The sequence below is a fragment of the Vibrio sp. Evd11 genome, from assembly GCF_900382755.1.
Classification (GTDB): Bacteria; Pseudomonadota; Gammaproteobacteria; order Enterobacterales; family Vibrionaceae; genus Vibrio; species Vibrio lentus.
Genome location: NZ_OSDX01000026.1, coordinates 47,885 through 63,436, shown reverse-complemented (window position 1 = coordinate 63,436; position 15,552 = coordinate 47,885). Strand labels below are relative to the sequence as shown.

The window sequence follows — 15,552 nt, the reverse complement described above, 5'->3', positions numbered from 1 at the left end:
GACTTGATCATATTCTACGCGCTAGGCGATTAGAATGCGGGTTTTATGGAGCGCTTACCCTCAAAGAGCAAACTCCGAATTACAAACTTTGAAAACATTGACCAAAGGCTCTTCCCAGCCGAGACAAACTCTAAGCTGATCAACGATTGGTTTCACTTGGCTCTTTGCCACATTGATTTCAACTTTTAATAACGGGTAGTTTTCGACTTTCCCGTTGCATCCAAACACAGGCGCAGAGCCATCAAGAGCTCGGTGAGAACCGATAACAGAACCAATAGCCCAACAGTGATCATAGTTTCCAATTCTATCGACACCCGACTCATGTAAGGTGCTCAAAACTAGATCTTGTTGCTCAGGCGTACAGAAAATCTCTAGTTTATACATCTAATTCAAACTCCTAAATGCCAAGCATTACGAATCATTTTAACTGCTTGTTATTGCGCTTATCCGTAGTTTTTCTTACACCAATTTTCCCAACTCTTCTCACCCAATTTTTTTCGTGCTTTGACGATTCTGAACGCATTAACAAGCCCCATAAAGAAACCGAAAATAGCAGATGAAATAAGGTAAGTTTTCCAATGTTCGGGCTCTGAGTGCCAAGTAAACATCCACATCAAAGACCCCCAAATTACCGCCATCGATAATCCATACGTCAAGAATACTTTTTGAAGCGATTGAAACACCAGAGGCGTTTGAGACACGTTAGTATATTTTGACCAAATAAAGGCATTTGGCCTCGTTAGGTCTGCAGGGACACCCTTTTCAATAAGGTGCTGCTGAATGAATTTCGCCTTTTCCATCTTTACCTCACTATGCCTATGCCACTTGAATTCTATGACTATACGACGATTTATCGAGAAGGGTTGTTCAGTGTTACCCACTAAAGGACTAACTAGATTCAATGTGTGTGGGCTGATTGATACACGTTGTTTTCTATCAACGCTCCGGAGAACTCAAAAGTCAGTAAACCTATTCGACTAAAACCTAAATGTTCATAAAAGCCATTCGATTCATTTTCTACCCACGTGTACAGCCAATATTTATTACCAAACTGATTCTCGATTCCATTCAAAAGCTTTCGACCTATCCCTTTACCTTTGAAAATGTTATCTACATAAAGTTTGTCTACTTCAAAGCCATTGCCAGACGTCTGGTAGTGCGATTCAAGGTTAACCATTACGTAGCCTTGAATAACCTCATTTTCTTCACTTACAAACACACGATATTTAGTGGTATTCAATATTTCAAAGAAGTAGGCTGCCGTGAAAGTAGACAAGACATACTCCGCGTATTCAGTTTTGACCCCTTCTCTCGCATATGTGTCTAGCCAGACTTTAATGGACAATGCCGCTAATTTTACACAGTCGTCTTTTGTCGCTTCCCTGACCATTTCCTCTCCAAGCACAGCAGTTATTAAACTGAATAATTATGATTTTTATCACTAGAGCATTTCTGTCTAATAATTTAACCATCTCATACTTAGTTAAATAACTCATTTAATAACAGTATCTTATCAATATAACCGCATCATACATGACGAAAAGCAGAAGTATTCCGTATAGCTAAAATTGAATGCAGAAATTATGTGAATGTGTGTATTACTTATCATTTCCCTCATGTACTTCTTCATCCAAACAAAGATTGTTGGCCTAGATCTGTATGAGGCGTGATGGTTAGTAAATTATGGATGACGTGATCGTTGATATAACCTCTACCGGATTTGCAAAAAAAACCGACATGATTGTCGGCTTTTCGTTTGGATATAAGCTGCAAATAAAGTACTCAAAATGTTCCCGCTGAAGGTCACCTTTCCTGCTCCCTTTGAACTTCTAGCAAAGAAGCTAACCAACGCTTTGTAAAAACTCCCCAAAAGCTACGTTGAAGTGCAATGGTTTCTCAATGTGGGCATTGTGCGCACAATCGTTAATGATACACAGATAACTGTGCTCAATACCCTTCCACAATACTGATACCTGCTCATCCCATGTATAAGTTTTATCTGAGTCCGCCCATATAATTAATACTGGCATTCTGTATTGAGAGACATAGGATTCACCATTCCAACTGTTCATTGCGATGAGTCCGTTTAGATAGGACTGAAACGAAACCTTGTCTGCAAGTTGCATCGATTGCTTGAGTACCTGAGGTGCTAATTCACTTTTAAACCAACTAGACACAGCCCTCTGTTTGCTGTCGCCATAGGTAAAAGAGGATGCATTCTTGATGCTCTCTTGTAATGGTTCAAACCTACCAGGCAAATCGCCTTTCGGCCCTGTTCCGTACAAGGTCAAACTGAGGACTTGTTCAGCCCATTTATGCCCAATCAGCTGGGCGACCATTCCTCCCATTGAATGCCCTATTAGGTGAAAACGCTTTATTCCAAGCAGCGCAAGTTGTGACATGACATCTTGGGCCATCTCTTGAATCGTCTCAAAAGCTGTCTCATCAGAACGATCACCAAAGCCTTTCAAACAAACAGGGACTACTTGCATGTTTTTCTCTAAAAACGGTACTTGAGCACTCCAATATTCTGGGCCACTTAAAAATCCATGGATCATCACCAGTGGTACATTAACGTTCATTCACATTACCCCATAACATTTGGTAGCCACACGGCAAGCTGAGGAAAGATAACCATCAATACAATCAAAAATATGAGAGCACCAATGAAAGGCAAGCAACCTTTAATGACATCGACAATAGTCAGACGATCTTTCTCAATAGATTGAATAACATACAAATTTAGGCCAACAGGAGGAGTCAATACAGCGACTTCCATTGTTATTGTGTAAATGACGCCGAACCAAATCAAGTCAAAACCTGAAGCTTGAATCAGAGGAAACAAGGTTGGCAGAGTGATGAATGTCATCGAAACAGGCTCTAAAAACATGCCTAAAATAATGTAGAACAAAATAATCAGTGCAAGCGTCGTGTATGGCGATAGTTCCAGAGAAGTAAACAAGCTAGTGAACTCTTGTGGCACTTGATAGTAAGTCATCACAAAACCAAAAAGCACACCAGAAGAAAGTAATAGGCCCAAATAACCCATCGTCTTCATGGTGGCTTTGATTGATTCAAAGAACCCTTTGAGATCCATGCCCCCAACAGTCATAGCAAGTAGCAAGGTAATCACACAAGAGACACCTGCCGCTTCAGTAGGGGTCGCGATTCCCGCATAGATAGAAACTGTAATAATAAGACCGATAACCATCACTGGAATTATCGCGCTCAATGCTAGCCCCCAAGGTATGCTTTCACTGTCATCTGCCCCTGGTACTGATCCTTTTTGTAAGACACTCCACCCTTTGATGATAAGAAAGAAAAAGGAAACCAAAATTAAGCCCGGTACAACGCCCGCAATAAACAATTGTCCGATAGACTGATCGGTCACTATCCCGTAGAAAAGAAGTATCAAGCTTGGCGGTAGTAATACGCTGAGCGTGCCACCAGCCGCAAGCACCCCACTAGCAAGTTTTTTGTCGTAGCCAAGATCTAACATTGCAGGAAGAGCAACACCACCAATAGTCAATGAACCCACCATACTAGAGCCACATACCGCACCAAATCCAGCACATGCGCCCACGCTCCCGTATGCTGCGGAGCCTGTAATCGGCACTTTACTGTGCATAAACCAATATAAATTGGGACCTATATTAGACCGCCCTATCAGCTCCCCTAAGAGGACGAATAATGGTACGGACAACAGAACATAGTCTACCCAAACCCCCCACATTTTTAGCTCTGCAGTCACAAGCGTTGTAGAAAAAGACTGTATTGAAAGAAGAAACGGGATCGAAGCCCCCGCCAACGCAAAAGGGATGGGCAAGCCTAACACAATAAATAAAATCAATAGCCCCATTAATCCGAGCCCTACTTCGTACCAATCAAGCATACATTATTCCCCGTGCTTATTTTGAGGCGTAGGAGATTTCTCACAAACAAACTCAAATTTATGCACTATCGAGTCATAAAATTTTAAAATAGAAATCAAAGACAGATTAAGTAATGAGACAAACACCCCTGCCCAAAAATAATATTTTGGCCATAAAAGTATCTCTGAAGCGGCAAGCGAAACGTAGGATTTAGACAGACCTTTGTATGCAGCTAAAGTAAAGAAAACAGAAATAAACATGATCAACGCACTGTTTAAAATTGCGAGGTTTTCTCTTTTCCCTTTCGAAAGTTGATCAACGAAGATCGTAACCTTGGGAAATGCATCTGCCTTGTGTGCGTATGAGAGACCAACAAAGGCCAATGGTACCAACATCAAAGCGGTCGCCTCTGTCACCATTCCATCAGGATTACCTATTACATATCTCATGAACACGCCATAGGTAATCCAGAGAGCTTGGATAAGTACGATTAAACCACCACAGCACAACAATGCACTCGTCGAAATGTCCAAAACTTTTCTGAATCTACCTTTCATAGTTTCTACCCTAGAGTGAGTTCTCAGCAAACAGATCTTTCATCTGGCTTGAAAGTTTAGTCCCACAACCTTTAACCACCTCGATTTCCCAGGATTTGGCGATGCCAGAAACCAAATTCAACTTCTGCTCTGAGGTTAACTCCAATACAGTGCCACCCTCTTTTTTAGCTTCTTCAATTCGTGCATCGACCCACTCTTCATATCTTGGCTTGAGCCAAGCTTCTGTCTCTTCCGCTGCATCCATTAGGGCTTGTTGGTCACTTTTGGACAGTGAATCAAATCGCTCTTTATTCATCATATACATAATGTTACCGTAAAATATTCCCGCATCAACCATGTGTGGCATCACATTCCAAAGCTTCCATGAGCTGTAAGTTGCCACCCCCATATTAATGCCGTCAACAACACCTCTTTCTGCCGACTGGAACACTTCTTTTGGAGAAATGAAGACTGGCTTGCCTCCCCAACCTTCTATTATTTGGCTCACTAATGGTCCAATTGAACGTACCAATTTTCCGTTTAGATTTGAAAACTCCTCGAAAGAATGGATCTCTTTATTGAACCACCATTCTTGATCATACGAATAATTAGAGTTGATAAGAGGAACTAACCCGTTTTTATTTGCCTCTGGAATAATCAGTTCACGGTATTTGGAATCCATTTTTAACTGACCATTCAAGTCCACGGCTGACGGATACAACGAGGTCACTCGATAGCATGAAAGTCTATTGTCAGCACTAATCCAACTGATATCCGTTACACCACCTTGAATCGCATCTACCCCTTCACTCCAGCCATGCAAGGTGGATGATGGATATATTTTTACGTTCAAACTCCCGTTAGATTTCTCTTCCGCCAATTCTGCAAATTTTTTGAATCCTTCATACCGAATGTCTGATTCATTAACATAGGTAGAAAGTCGAATCACTTCTTTACTCATTGCGTTTAAAGATAGGAGTCCACCAATAATTAAACTGGCAAGTTTGATTGAAATTTTCATGTAATCTCCATTTACAGCATTAAAATAATTTAGTGTTACTATTAGTGAAATTCATCTATCAGCAACAATTTTTTAGAAGGACAGATACAAAGCACCATTCCTCGAGGGTTAATCATAATTTGGTAAGTCGAAACAGTCTCGATAGCCAAACAGGGCCTGAGCGCCACCAGTGTGCACAAACACGACATTCTCTCCTTTTTTAAAGTGGCCGTTTCGAATAAGATCGATAAGACCGGCAGCACCTTTACCTGAATACACGGGGTCGAGCAAAATTCCCTCTAAGCGAGAGAACATGTTGATAGCTTCAATCGTTGAGGGGGCAGGAATCCCGTACCCCTCACCAACATAATCACAGTTAGCCACAACATCTTCTCGTTTAACTGCATAGGGTGCACCCAAGTGGAGAGCAGTACGTTGAGCAATCCTGAACACGTTGCTTTCTTGTGTCGCTTTATCAACTCGCACGCCAATGCCGAGAACTGGGATATGGCTATTGGTCATCGCAAACCCCGTCACCAAGCCAGCTTGTGTTCCAGCACTGCCTGTGGCATGAACGACATGATCAACCTTTAAGCTGCGATCATTGCTTTGTTTTAAAATTTCTAACGCACAATCTACGTAACCAAGCGCGCCAATATGATTAGAACCACCGCCAGGTATGATGTAAGGTTTCTTACCTTGTGCACGCAGTTTTGATGCAACGCTTTCCATCGCTATGTTCATGTCAGTACCCCCTGGGTACTTGGATAATTGAGCATTGAAAAGTTGGTCCAACATAACGTTGCCGTTGAATTTATAGTCAGGATCATCACTCCCAGTGCGGTCTTCGAGCAAAATCAAACAATCCATATTGAGTTTTGTCGCTATCGCTGCGGTTTGACGTGCATGATTAGACTGAGTCGCACCTTGGGTAATGATAATATCTGCACCTTGCTCAACAGCGTCAGCCATCAAAAACTCTAATTTCCGTGTTTTGTTACCACCACCGGCAAGGCCTGTACAATCATCCCTCTTAATCCAGATCTTTGGTCCGTTCAACGCTACACTCAAGTTTTCCATCAACTCTAATGGTGTGTTTAAGTGCGCAAAGTTTAAACGAGGGTATCGCGCTAAATGCATTTTTATTCTCCGATCAATGTTTAACTCGTGTACATTTAATATTAATTGGCGAAACGGCTAAAAAGACAATGCTTTTTGTTAATAAGCTGTTAAATATCGGTTTAAACAAAGACCATCGCGATTAATTAAAGATGAAGGTTAGCCAAATGGACTTAAAATGGATTGAGGATTTTTTACACCTCGCACAGTACGGAAGTTTCGCAAAAGCAGCAAAGGCCCGAAATATAACCCAGCCCGCTTTTGGAAGAAGAATCAAGCTATTAGAAGAATGGGTTGGTGTTGACTTGGTAAATAGAAATACCTACCCGGCCACCTTCACCAAAGCGGGATTCCGTTTTCTTAAACATGCCAACGATCTAAAACAGCAGATCGACTACGCAAGGTTAGAAACCGTCAAGAAATCTAACAATAATGAAACAAAGATCACATTTCACACCCAGCATTCACTGTCGGAATATGTTGTGAACAAGATGATTAACGAGTACACAGATACGTTTAAAACACTCTTAGTTTATGTCAGTCCAAATAACTTACATGATTCAGTTCAAGCCTTTATCGACAATCGTTCGGACTTTCTTATCGGTCTCTCTTTCAAGGGAAGTCGTCTTTATGTACCCAACCCAGAAGTTGAATCTGTCACCATTGGGTATGAGTGCCTGATACCTGTAGTGGCCACCAAAAGTGATGGTTCTGCGCTCTATAAAGATCGAAAAAATTCCAATGTTCCTCTACTTAGTTACCCGTCGAATACCTTTTTCGCACAAGTGTTAGAAAAACATGGCTCAATTGCTCAAAGCCTGTGTAGTTTTGATATCGTGTATGAAAACGCCGTTACGCACTCTCTCAAATCAATGGCGCTATCAGGTCACGGAGTCGCGTGGTTGCCAGAAGGGTTTGTTCAAGAAGAGCTCGAGCAAGGTTTATTGATGAGGTTTTCAGAAACCATTTCACCGATTACCGCCAAAATAAAACTCTACCGCTTCTCTACTGAAGAAATGACGCCAGGAATGGCAAAATTGTGGCACCACTTCAAAACGACTAACGGTAAAGCCTAGGTATTGGTGAAATTTAAGGTATCAGTGAAGTCCAGATATCGGATACATAAACGTGTGACTCCCCTCTCACCACCTTCCCAAGAAAAAGAACAAGAAGATAAGCCGACAAATGTGGCTTATCTTTTAACAGCATCGCCTAGCTAGCTAATGCTCTCAAAAACTCGGCTTCAAACTCTTCATCGGCTTCTCGGGTTAGGCACTCCACCAGCCATTCGATGCTTTGATGGTCGAGCTTGCTGTTCACCACAAAGGCTTGCTTCACACCAGACTGACCCAGCTTGGCAGAGCCATAGTTCTTAAACGATTTGTTGCCGTGGTAATGGAGTGATTTAATTGCCTCTGCGTTAGGTTCTGGTAATGCATCGAGGGTGTTAGCAAGTTGAATCACCAGCTCCATTGGGTTCTTAGATGATGAGATGCGATACAGAAAGCCGCCCTCCACTCTTTGACGTACCCAGTAATCAAAGCCACTGCAATCCATCACCTTGTCGCTGACCAGTGCGGCTTCGCTGCGATAGCCACACGGCTCAACCACCACTGGGGTGTGTTTAAACTCTGGCTGGCCTGAAGCCGCATCGGTATGAGGCAAGATCAAGTCACACGGTTTGCTGTCTTTGGCGGTCGGTGCGTTCCAATGAATAGGCATGAAGACTTGTTCGCGGCGCATCTCTTTGGTTACCACTAAGCGGGCTTGGCACTCCCCTTGTGCGCTACGCACTTTCACCACTGGATTAATAGTGGCGTGGTTGAAGGCATCTAGCCCAAATTCATCTAATCCAAGCTCTGCAACCGTATCTGGGTGCATCGCAACAAAGGGTTCTGGTGTGTGTTCGCCTAAACCTGCGGCCAAGCCTGTGCGGCTCATGGTGTGCCACTGGTCTCGGATTCGGCCTGTGTTCATGATAAGTGGGAATTCGACACTGGTATCAGCAATCGGCTTATCGTGCTCAACCGCAATAAACTGCGCTTTGCCAGATTCGGTAAAGAACTCGCCTTTGGTGAACATACGCTGCTCAATGATCTCTGGTTGATATTTTAGCACTGGCCATTGCTGTGGAGTGAGTTCGCCATAGCCTTTCTCATCCAGTTGCGTGAGTCCAATTAAGCATAAGTCACGCGCTTTGCCTGTTTCATTGCCGAGCGCTGTCATCTCACAATACTCTTTGAAGATCTCGCCTTCGTGACGGTAATCAAATTGATCGTTGAATCCCATTCTCTGTGCGACTTCTTTTAATATCCACCAATCAGGTTTGGCTTCCCCTGGGCTTGGTAATATACGGCGTTGGCGTGAGATTCGACGCTCAGAATTAGTCACGGTGCCCGACTTCTCGCTCCACCCTTGCGCGGGCAGCACCACATCGGCCAAGCGAGTGGTTTCAGTATCAGCAATACAATCCGACACCACCACAAACGGGCACTTCTCTAGTGCGGCTTTGATTTTTTCGCTATCTGGTAAACTCACGACTGGGTTGGTTGCCATGATCCACACCGCTTTAATTTTTCCCTCATTCATGGCATCAAACAGCTCAATTGCTTTTAACCCTGCGTGAGTGGATAAGCTGTCGGTTTGCCAAAACTCGCTGACGGTTTGGTGTGACTGCGGATCACCAAATTCAAAGTGCGCCGCTAAGGTATTGGCTAGGCCACCCACCTCTCGTCCGCCCATTGCGTTTGGCTGACCCGTTACAGAGAATGGCCCCATGCCCGGTTTACCAATTTTTCCGGTGGCTAAATGGCAGTTAATAATGGCATTCACCTTGTCACACCCTTGTGTGGATTGGTTCACGCCTTGGGAATAGATGGTGAGCACTTTCTCATTAGAAGCAAACAACTTGTAGTACTGTTCGAGTTGTTGCTCAGTAAGCCCTGTTAGTTCGGGAACACTTTTGTCGCCCCAGCCCGACTCGGTATAACGGTAATGAGTTGCGGATCGAATGGCTTCAGTAAAACCTTGGGTGTGATGTTCAATGTAGTCAGCATCGATCTGGTCGTTGTCATCTAAGTAGGCTAGCAAACCATTGAACAGTGCCACATCTGAGCCTGACTCCAACGCCAAGTGTATGTCGGCAATTTCACAGGTGTCGGTATAACGAGGGTCAATGACGATCACTTTTAATGCAGGGTTGGCTTGTTTGGCCGCTCTTAACCTTTGAAAAAGTACCGGGTGACACCATGCTAGGTTGGAGCCTGTAATCACGACGAGATCAGCTTGCTCGAGATCTTCATAACAGACAGGTACTGTGTCTGCGCCAAATGCTCGCTTATGCCCGACCACAGTTGAAGCCATGCAAAGGCGAGAGTTACTGTCGATGTTGCCACTACCGATGAAGCCTTTCATCAATTTATTGGCAACGTAATAGTCTTCGGTAAGCAGCTGACCAGAAACATAAAACGCAACCGAATCGGCCCCAAATTCTTCAATCGTTTGATTGAATTTGTCTGCGACCAACTGAGTAGCACTGTTCCAATCCAGCTCTTGTTTTTGCTCATTCTGAATATGAGCAGGCTGTGTTAGGCGTCCTAAAGGCGTGACAGTATCACCAAGCGCAATCCCTTTAGTACATAGCTTCCCATAGTTTGATGGGTGATCTTTATCACCACGTACTTCTAGTTTTCCTAACGATGTCGGTCTCGCTTCTATTCCACACCCTACACCACAATAAGCACAGGTTGATTTTATCCAGCCGTTGTTTGAATCGGTCATCCGTTTCTCGCTCAATTATCCATAATTGTAATAACTCAAACCAAGCAAATAGCACGCCACTTAATACCAGCCGACAAAAATGAAATATTTCACATTAAAAACAATCACTTAATAAAAAACAAAATATCAACACTGAATAGATTTCAACTTAACCAAGATAGAAACTTAATTTTTGCACCATCTTGCTGAAAGTTGCACCACAAACGCTCATTTCCATAAATTTAACAAAATAATTACATACCACTTTAGGGGTAAATGCGTGCTGCCCCATATTTTTAATTCATTGAAAAATAAAAGTTAAATTTTATTTAATTTGATGAGATGTAATCTGGCATCCTCCTTGCTCCACTAGAAACCAAGACTTAGAAAAACAATTTTTGTTTTCTTGATAATTATGAATTGAGTGGAATCTCAACCCGGTATTCATCTGCTAGCGACTAGAAATTAGATACTCGAAACAGAGAAGCCGAGAATAAGGAATGGATTATGAGCAAGAAGAAAATCGTCGTTGTTGGTAACGGCATGGTTGGACACAAATTTATCGACAACATCCTGCAATCAGACAGTGATGAGTTTGATGTGATTACTTTCAGTGAAGAACCAAGGTTAGCCTACGACCGAGTTCAGCTAACTGCTTACTTCAAACGCGGAAATGCTGATGACTTGGCATTAACCAGCGAAGAGTATTACCAAAGCAATGGCGTCAATTACCTGCTCAACGCGAGAGTCGCTCAACTAGATACCGAAAATAAGTGCGTTGTGACTGAATCGGGACATACCGAAAGTTATGACACATTGATTCTGGCGACCGGTTCATTCCCTTTTGTTCCCCCTATTCCCGGTAACGACCAAGAACACTGCCACGTTTATCGCACCATCGAAGATCTAGACGCCATTGAATTATCAAGTAAGGGTAGTAAATCTGGCGTGGTGATTGGTGGTGGCCTGCTTGGCTTAGAAGCCGCAAACGCAGTCAAAAACCTTGGCTTAGAAACTCATGTTGTGGAATTCGCACCTCGTTTGATGGCCGTACAATTAGATGACGGTGGCGGTGCGCTTTTACGCAGAAAAATTGAAGACCTTGGCGTCCAAGTTCACACCGAGAAGGCAACCTCTGAGATAGTCGCGGGTGAGAATGCTCGCTACAGAATGAACTTTGCAGACGGCACCCATCTTGAAACCGACATGATCGTGTTCTCTGCGGGTATTCGTCCTCAAGATGCCTTAGCTCGTAGCTCTGACATCGCCATTGGTGAACGTGGCGGCATCGTGATTAACGATCACTGCCAAACCAACATCGACAATGTGTATGCGATTGGTGAATGTGCCCTTTGGGACAACAAGATCTTCGGCTTAGTCGCCCCAGGCTATTCAATGGCGAAAATCGCGGCTGCGCATATCTTATCGGCCGGAACGAGCGACGCTTCATTTACTGGTGCCGACATGAGTACCAAACTCAAATTGCTGGGGGTTGATGTTGCTAGTATCGGTGAAGTACACGGCCAAACCGAAGGCGCTCAATCGTATACCTATAACGATGAAATCGAACAGGTTTATAAGCGCCTGATCATATCGGCTGATGGCAAGAAAATTGTCGGTGCGGTATTGGTGGGTGACGCCGAAGCTTACGGTTCGCTGCTGCAAATCAAACAAAATGACATGCCTCTTCCTGAAAACCCATCAGTGCTGATTCTACCTAACGTCGCGGATGATTCAGGTTCGGCAATGGGTGTTGAAGCTCTGCCTGATAGCGCAGTGATTTGTTCATGTTTCGATGTGACCAAAGGCGACATTAAAGACGCGGTATCTGCTGGCTGCACCACGATGGCTGCACTAAAAGAAACCACCAACGCTTCAACAGGTTGTGGGGGTTGTTCTGCCCTTGCTAAACAGGTTCTTGATAGCGAACTGAGTAACTTAGGTGTCGAGGTATCTAACGATATCTGTGAGCACTTTGCCTATTCTCGCCAAGAGCTTACCGACATCATTCGAGTCAACAAGATTAAGACATTTGATGAGTTGTTAGATTCTCACGGAAACGGATTGGGCTGTACCGTGTGCAAGCCAGCAGTCGGTTCAATTTTGGCTTCGTACTGGAACGATTACATCCTCGAAGATCAACACATCGAACTGCAAGACACCAACGACATTTACCTCGGCAACATGCAGAAAGACGGCACCTACTCTGTGGTTCCGCGTATTGCGGGCGGTGAAATTACACCCGATAGACTGATCGTGCTTGGCGAAGTCGCTAAAGAGTTCGACCTTTACACCAAGATCACCGGTGGTCAACGTGTCGACTTGTTTGGCGCGCAACTTAATGAACTGCCAATCATCTGGAAAAAGCTAATCGATGCTGGTTTTGAAACTGGCCACGCTTACGGTAAATCGGTACGTACAGTGAAATCGTGTGTGGGTAGCACTTGGTGTCGATACGGCGTAGACGACAGTGTTGGCTTAGCAATTCGACTAGAAAACCGCTACAAAGGCTTACGCTCACCCCACAAGATCAAGTTTGCGGTTTCTGGCTGTACTCGTGAATGTGCAGAAGCGCAATCAAAAGACTTTGGCATTATCGCAACCGACAAAGGTTGGAACCTCTACATCTGTGGTAACGGCGGTATGCGCCCTCGCCACGGTGACCTTTTCGCTACCGACCTTGATGAAACCACCCTGCTGCAATACATCGACCGCATTCTGATGTTCTACACACGTACTGCAGATCGCCTACAACGCACATCAGTATGGATGGAGAACCTTGAAGGTGGCATCGAATACCTCAAGCAAGTCGTGATTGAAGACAAGCTCAATGTTGCTGAAGAACTTGAAGCTGACATCGCTCTCAACATCGAAAAATACCAATGTGAATGGAAAACCACCATCGAAAACCCTGAAAAGATGAAACGCTTCCAGCACTACATTAACAGCGAAGAAATGGACACTAGCCTGTCATTCATCAAAGAACGAGAACAGCGTTTTCCTAAGCCGAGCTTGAGCTCTTCTTCAGATTCACAACGCGATGAAAAGCTAGCTAAGGCTGACCAAATCGAAGTAACGGAAGTTTCGTAAGCCGAATTGATGGTGAGTGAATCAGTAACAACTAAACCCAATATCGATAGTCGACAGTGGCGCAGCCCAAGAAAACTACTGTCGGCTATCACCCTAATTGAATTGATTATTAGTTTTATGTTTTGACTAGGAGAAAGTCATGGAAAATTGGACAACCGTATGCAGCACCCGCGACCTAACCCCAAATGGTGGGATTTGCGCCAAAGTAGACGATAACCAAGTGGCTATTTTTTACTGCAAGCGCAGTGACACGCTTTATGGGCTCTCTAATTACGATCCTGCTGGCAAGGCGAATGTGATGTCACGTGGTATCATTGGTTCATTAAGCGGTGAGCCTTACGTCGCCTCCCCCTTATACAAGCAGCATTACCACTTAGAAACTGGCGCATGCCTTGAACAACCCGATCTCAAGCTCGTGAAATTTGAAGTTCGCAAGCAAGGAGAACAGGTTCAGGTTCTCGCACCGCTTGCTATCGCCAGTTAACTAAACGCCGACATCATCATGTAAACGCTTTATCAGCGTGAGCAATTTCGGCATAGGGTTTAGCCACATTAATGCGTTCGAATTTCGGAAGTAACGCACGAGCTAAAGACGGGTAATTTTCCAGATTTAAAGGATTTAAACCATGGATAACACAAAATTTTCGCTGCTTTCATTTACGGGTAAGATGAAAACCTTACACCTAAGTTGGATGGCCTTTTTTATCACCTTTGTCGTGTGGTTCAACTTTGCCCCACTACTGCAAATGGTGAAAACCTCGCTTGGCCTTTCAACTGAGGAAATCAAAACACTCCTTATTCTCAACGTTGCATTGACCATTCCTGCACGTGTCGCGATTGGTATGTTAACCGACCGATACGGCCCAAGATTGGTCTACTCTTCGCTACTCGCGGTCTGTTCAATCCCTTGTTTTATGTTTGCTATGGCAGACTCTTTCATTCAAGCGGCAATTGCTCGTTTCCTATTAGGCTTTATCGGTGCAGGCTTCGTTGTCGGTATTCGTCTTGTGTCTGAGTGGTTCCCACACAATGAACTGGGTACAGCTGAAGGTATTTACGGCGGCTGGGGTAACTTCGGTTCAGCAGCGGCAGCATTCACGCTTCCAACTCTCGCTCTAGCATTTGGTGGTGAAGATGGTTGGCGTTATGCGGTCGGTATTACTGGCCTTATGAGCTTAGCGTTCTCGTTTATCTTCTACAAAAATGTAACGGATACACCAAAAGGTTCGACTTACTTCAAACCGGCTCAAGTAACGGCAATGGAAGTGACATCAAAGGGTGACTTTTTCTTCCTACTCATTATGAAGATCCCGATGTATGCCGCTTTAGCACTACTGACATGGAAGCTATCACCAAGCAACATCAATATGCTTTCTGACATGGCGGTTAACTCGGTTTACGCAGGTTTAGCCGCACTTTACGTGTACGAAGTGTCGCAAGTTTGGAAGGTAAATAAGAACGTATTTAAAGAAGAAGTGCCAGAGATTCACCAGTACAAATTCAAGCAAGTAGCTGTACTTAACGTATTGTACTTCGCGACCTTTGGTTCTGAATTGGCTGTTGTTTCAATGCTGCCTTTGTTCTTCTCTGAAACCTTTGAATTAACACCCGTTCTTGCAGGTATGGTTGCATCGGCTTATGCCTTTATGAACCTAATGTCTCGCCCAGGTGGTGGTTGGATTTCAGATAAATTCGGTCGTAAACCAACACTGCTTATTCTGACGATTGGTCTTGCTGTCGGTTACTTTGCAATGGGTCAAGTAGACAGCACATGGCCAGTATGGCTAGCGGTTGTGGCTGCGATGGCGTGTTCTTTCTTCGTACAAGCCGGTGAAGGTGCGGTGTTTGCAACAGTACCTCTGATTAAACGTCGTATGACAGGTCAAATTGCAGGTATGACGGGTGCTTACGGTAACGTGGGTGCGGTGGTTTACCTAACTGTGCTTTCATTCGTAAGTTACCAAACGTTCTTCTTAGTGATTGCAGGAACAGCGGTACTAGGCTTCGTTACTCTGATGTTCATGGAAGAGCCTAACGGCCAAATTGCTGAAGTGAATGACGATGGTAGCGTGACCTTGATTAACGTATCGAGCTAACCACTCATTGAATCGGGAGTAGTACCGAAGTGTGTTTCACCACTTTGGTACTGCGTTCAAAGGCTCTAGGTTCACTAGGG

13 protein-coding genes are annotated in these 15,552 nt (G+C 44.1%); 4 read left to right on the top strand and 9 right to left on the bottom strand.

Features of this window, described 5'->3' with window-relative positions; genetic code table 11:
* Positions 1 to 60: 60 nt before the first annotated feature.
* The 8 genes from ED652_RS12910 to ED652_RS12875 all read right to left on the bottom strand — a co-directional run bounded on the left by ED652_RS12910 (position 61) and on the right by ED652_RS12875 (position 6,548).
* Positions 61 to 384: a hypothetical protein gene (locus ED652_RS12910; protein WP_102442418.1), complete on the bottom strand. Its 324-nt coding sequence runs from the start codon at positions 382 to 384 to the stop codon at positions 61 to 63.
* 59 nt (positions 385 to 443) lie between these two features.
* On the bottom strand, positions 444 to 800 hold the full coding sequence (locus tag ED652_RS12905; protein ID WP_017082412.1) for a DUF6404 family protein: 357 nt from the start codon (positions 798 to 800) through the stop codon (positions 444 to 446).
* A 98-nt stretch (positions 801 to 898) separates the two neighbouring features.
* Positions 899 to 1,390 carry a GNAT family N-acetyltransferase gene (locus ED652_RS12900; protein ID WP_122055094.1) on the bottom strand — a complete coding sequence of 164 codons (492 nt, stop codon included), beginning with the start codon at positions 1,388 to 1,390 and terminating at the stop codon, positions 899 to 901.
* Between the two features lie 451 nt (positions 1,391 to 1,841).
* Positions 1,842 to 2,582, bottom strand: coding sequence for an alpha/beta fold hydrolase (locus ED652_RS12895; RefSeq protein WP_254051695.1), 741 nt, complete (start codon positions 2,580 to 2,582; stop codon positions 1,842 to 1,844).
* A gap of 5 nt (positions 2,583 to 2,587) precedes the next feature.
* The gene (locus tag ED652_RS12890) at positions 2,588 to 3,892 is read right to left on the bottom strand and encodes a TRAP transporter large permease (RefSeq protein WP_122055093.1); all 1,305 of its coding nucleotides are present in this window, start codon (positions 3,890 to 3,892) and stop codon (positions 2,588 to 2,590) included.
* Between the two features lie 3 nt (positions 3,893 to 3,895).
* On the bottom strand, positions 3,896 to 4,429 hold the full coding sequence (locus tag ED652_RS12885; protein WP_122055092.1) for a TRAP transporter small permease: 534 nt from the start codon (positions 4,427 to 4,429) through the stop codon (positions 3,896 to 3,898).
* 10 nt (positions 4,430 to 4,439) lie between these two features.
* Positions 4,440 to 5,429, bottom strand: coding sequence for a TRAP transporter substrate-binding protein DctP (dctP, locus tag ED652_RS12880; protein WP_122055091.1), 990 nt, complete (start codon positions 5,427 to 5,429; stop codon positions 4,440 to 4,442).
* A 108-nt stretch (positions 5,430 to 5,537) separates the two neighbouring features.
* Entirely contained in the window at positions 5,538 to 6,548 is a 1,011-nt protein-coding gene (locus ED652_RS12875; RefSeq protein WP_122055090.1) for a D-cysteine desulfhydrase, read from the bottom strand.
* A gap of 146 nt (positions 6,549 to 6,694) precedes the next feature.
* Between ED652_RS12875 and ED652_RS12870 the strand changes: the two genes are divergently transcribed.
* Complete coding sequence (locus ED652_RS12870) at positions 6,695 to 7,603, top strand: LysR family transcriptional regulator (RefSeq protein ID WP_122055089.1); 909 nt, start codon at positions 6,695 to 6,697, stop codon at positions 7,601 to 7,603.
* A 136-nt stretch (positions 7,604 to 7,739) separates the two neighbouring features.
* Here the strand turns inward: ED652_RS12870 and ED652_RS12865 are convergent, their stop codons facing one another.
* Complete coding sequence (locus ED652_RS12865; RefSeq protein ID WP_122055088.1) at positions 7,740 to 10,322, bottom strand: molybdopterin oxidoreductase family protein; 2,583 nt, start codon at positions 10,320 to 10,322, stop codon at positions 7,740 to 7,742.
* Positions 10,323 to 10,793: 471 nt separating this feature from the next.
* Between ED652_RS12865 and nirB the strand changes: the two genes are divergently transcribed.
* The 3 genes from nirB (at position 10,794) to ED652_RS12850 (ending at position 15,472) form a co-directional block, all read left to right on the top strand.
* Positions 10,794 to 13,376: a nitrite reductase large subunit NirB gene (gene nirB / locus ED652_RS12860; protein ID WP_122055087.1), complete on the top strand. Its 2,583-nt coding sequence runs from the start codon at positions 10,794 to 10,796 to the stop codon at positions 13,374 to 13,376.
* Between the two features lie 139 nt (positions 13,377 to 13,515).
* A complete protein-coding gene (gene nirD, locus ED652_RS12855; protein ID WP_122055086.1) occupies positions 13,516 to 13,860 on the top strand; it encodes a nitrite reductase small subunit NirD in 345 nt (114 codons plus the stop codon).
* A gap of 142 nt (positions 13,861 to 14,002) precedes the next feature.
* On the top strand, positions 14,003 to 15,472 hold the full coding sequence (locus ED652_RS12850; protein WP_017106416.1) for a NarK family nitrate/nitrite MFS transporter: 1,470 nt from the start codon (positions 14,003 to 14,005) through the stop codon (positions 15,470 to 15,472).
* Positions 15,473 to 15,552 lie beyond the last annotated feature (80 nt).

Coding starts and splice junctions, on each gene's coding strand:
- ED652_RS12910 (WP_102442418.1), bottom strand. CDS start 384: ATGTATAAACTAGAGATTTTCTGTACGCCTGAGCAACAAGATCTAGTT.
- ED652_RS12905 (WP_017082412.1), bottom strand. CDS start 800: ATGGAAAAGGCGAAATTCATTCAGCAGCACCTTATTGAAAAGGGTGTC.
- ED652_RS12900 (WP_122055094.1), bottom strand. CDS start 1,390: ATGGTCAGGGAAGCGACAAAAGACGACTGTGTAAAATTAGCGGCATTG.
- ED652_RS12895 (WP_254051695.1), bottom strand. CDS start 2,582: ATGAACGTTAATGTACCACTGGTGATGATCCATGGATTTTTAAGTGGC.
- ED652_RS12890 (WP_122055093.1), bottom strand. CDS start 3,892: ATGCTTGATTGGTACGAAGTAGGGCTCGGATTAATGGGGCTATTGATT.
- ED652_RS12885 (WP_122055092.1), bottom strand. CDS start 4,429: ATGAAAGGTAGATTCAGAAAAGTTTTGGACATTTCGACGAGTGCATTG.
- dctP (WP_122055091.1), bottom strand. CDS start 5,429: ATGAAAATTTCAATCAAACTTGCCAGTTTAATTATTGGTGGACTCCTA.
- ED652_RS12875 (WP_122055090.1), bottom strand. CDS start 6,548: ATGCATTTAGCGCGATACCCTCGTTTAAACTTTGCGCACTTAAACACA.
- ED652_RS12870 (WP_122055089.1), top strand. CDS start 6,695: ATGGACTTAAAATGGATTGAGGATTTTTTACACCTCGCACAGTACGGA.
- nirB (WP_122055087.1), top strand. CDS start 10,794: ATGAGCAAGAAGAAAATCGTCGTTGTTGGTAACGGCATGGTTGGACAC.
- nirD (WP_122055086.1), top strand. CDS start 13,516: ATGGAAAATTGGACAACCGTATGCAGCACCCGCGACCTAACCCCAAAT.
- ED652_RS12850 (WP_017106416.1), top strand. CDS start 14,003: ATGGATAACACAAAATTTTCGCTGCTTTCATTTACGGGTAAGATGAAA.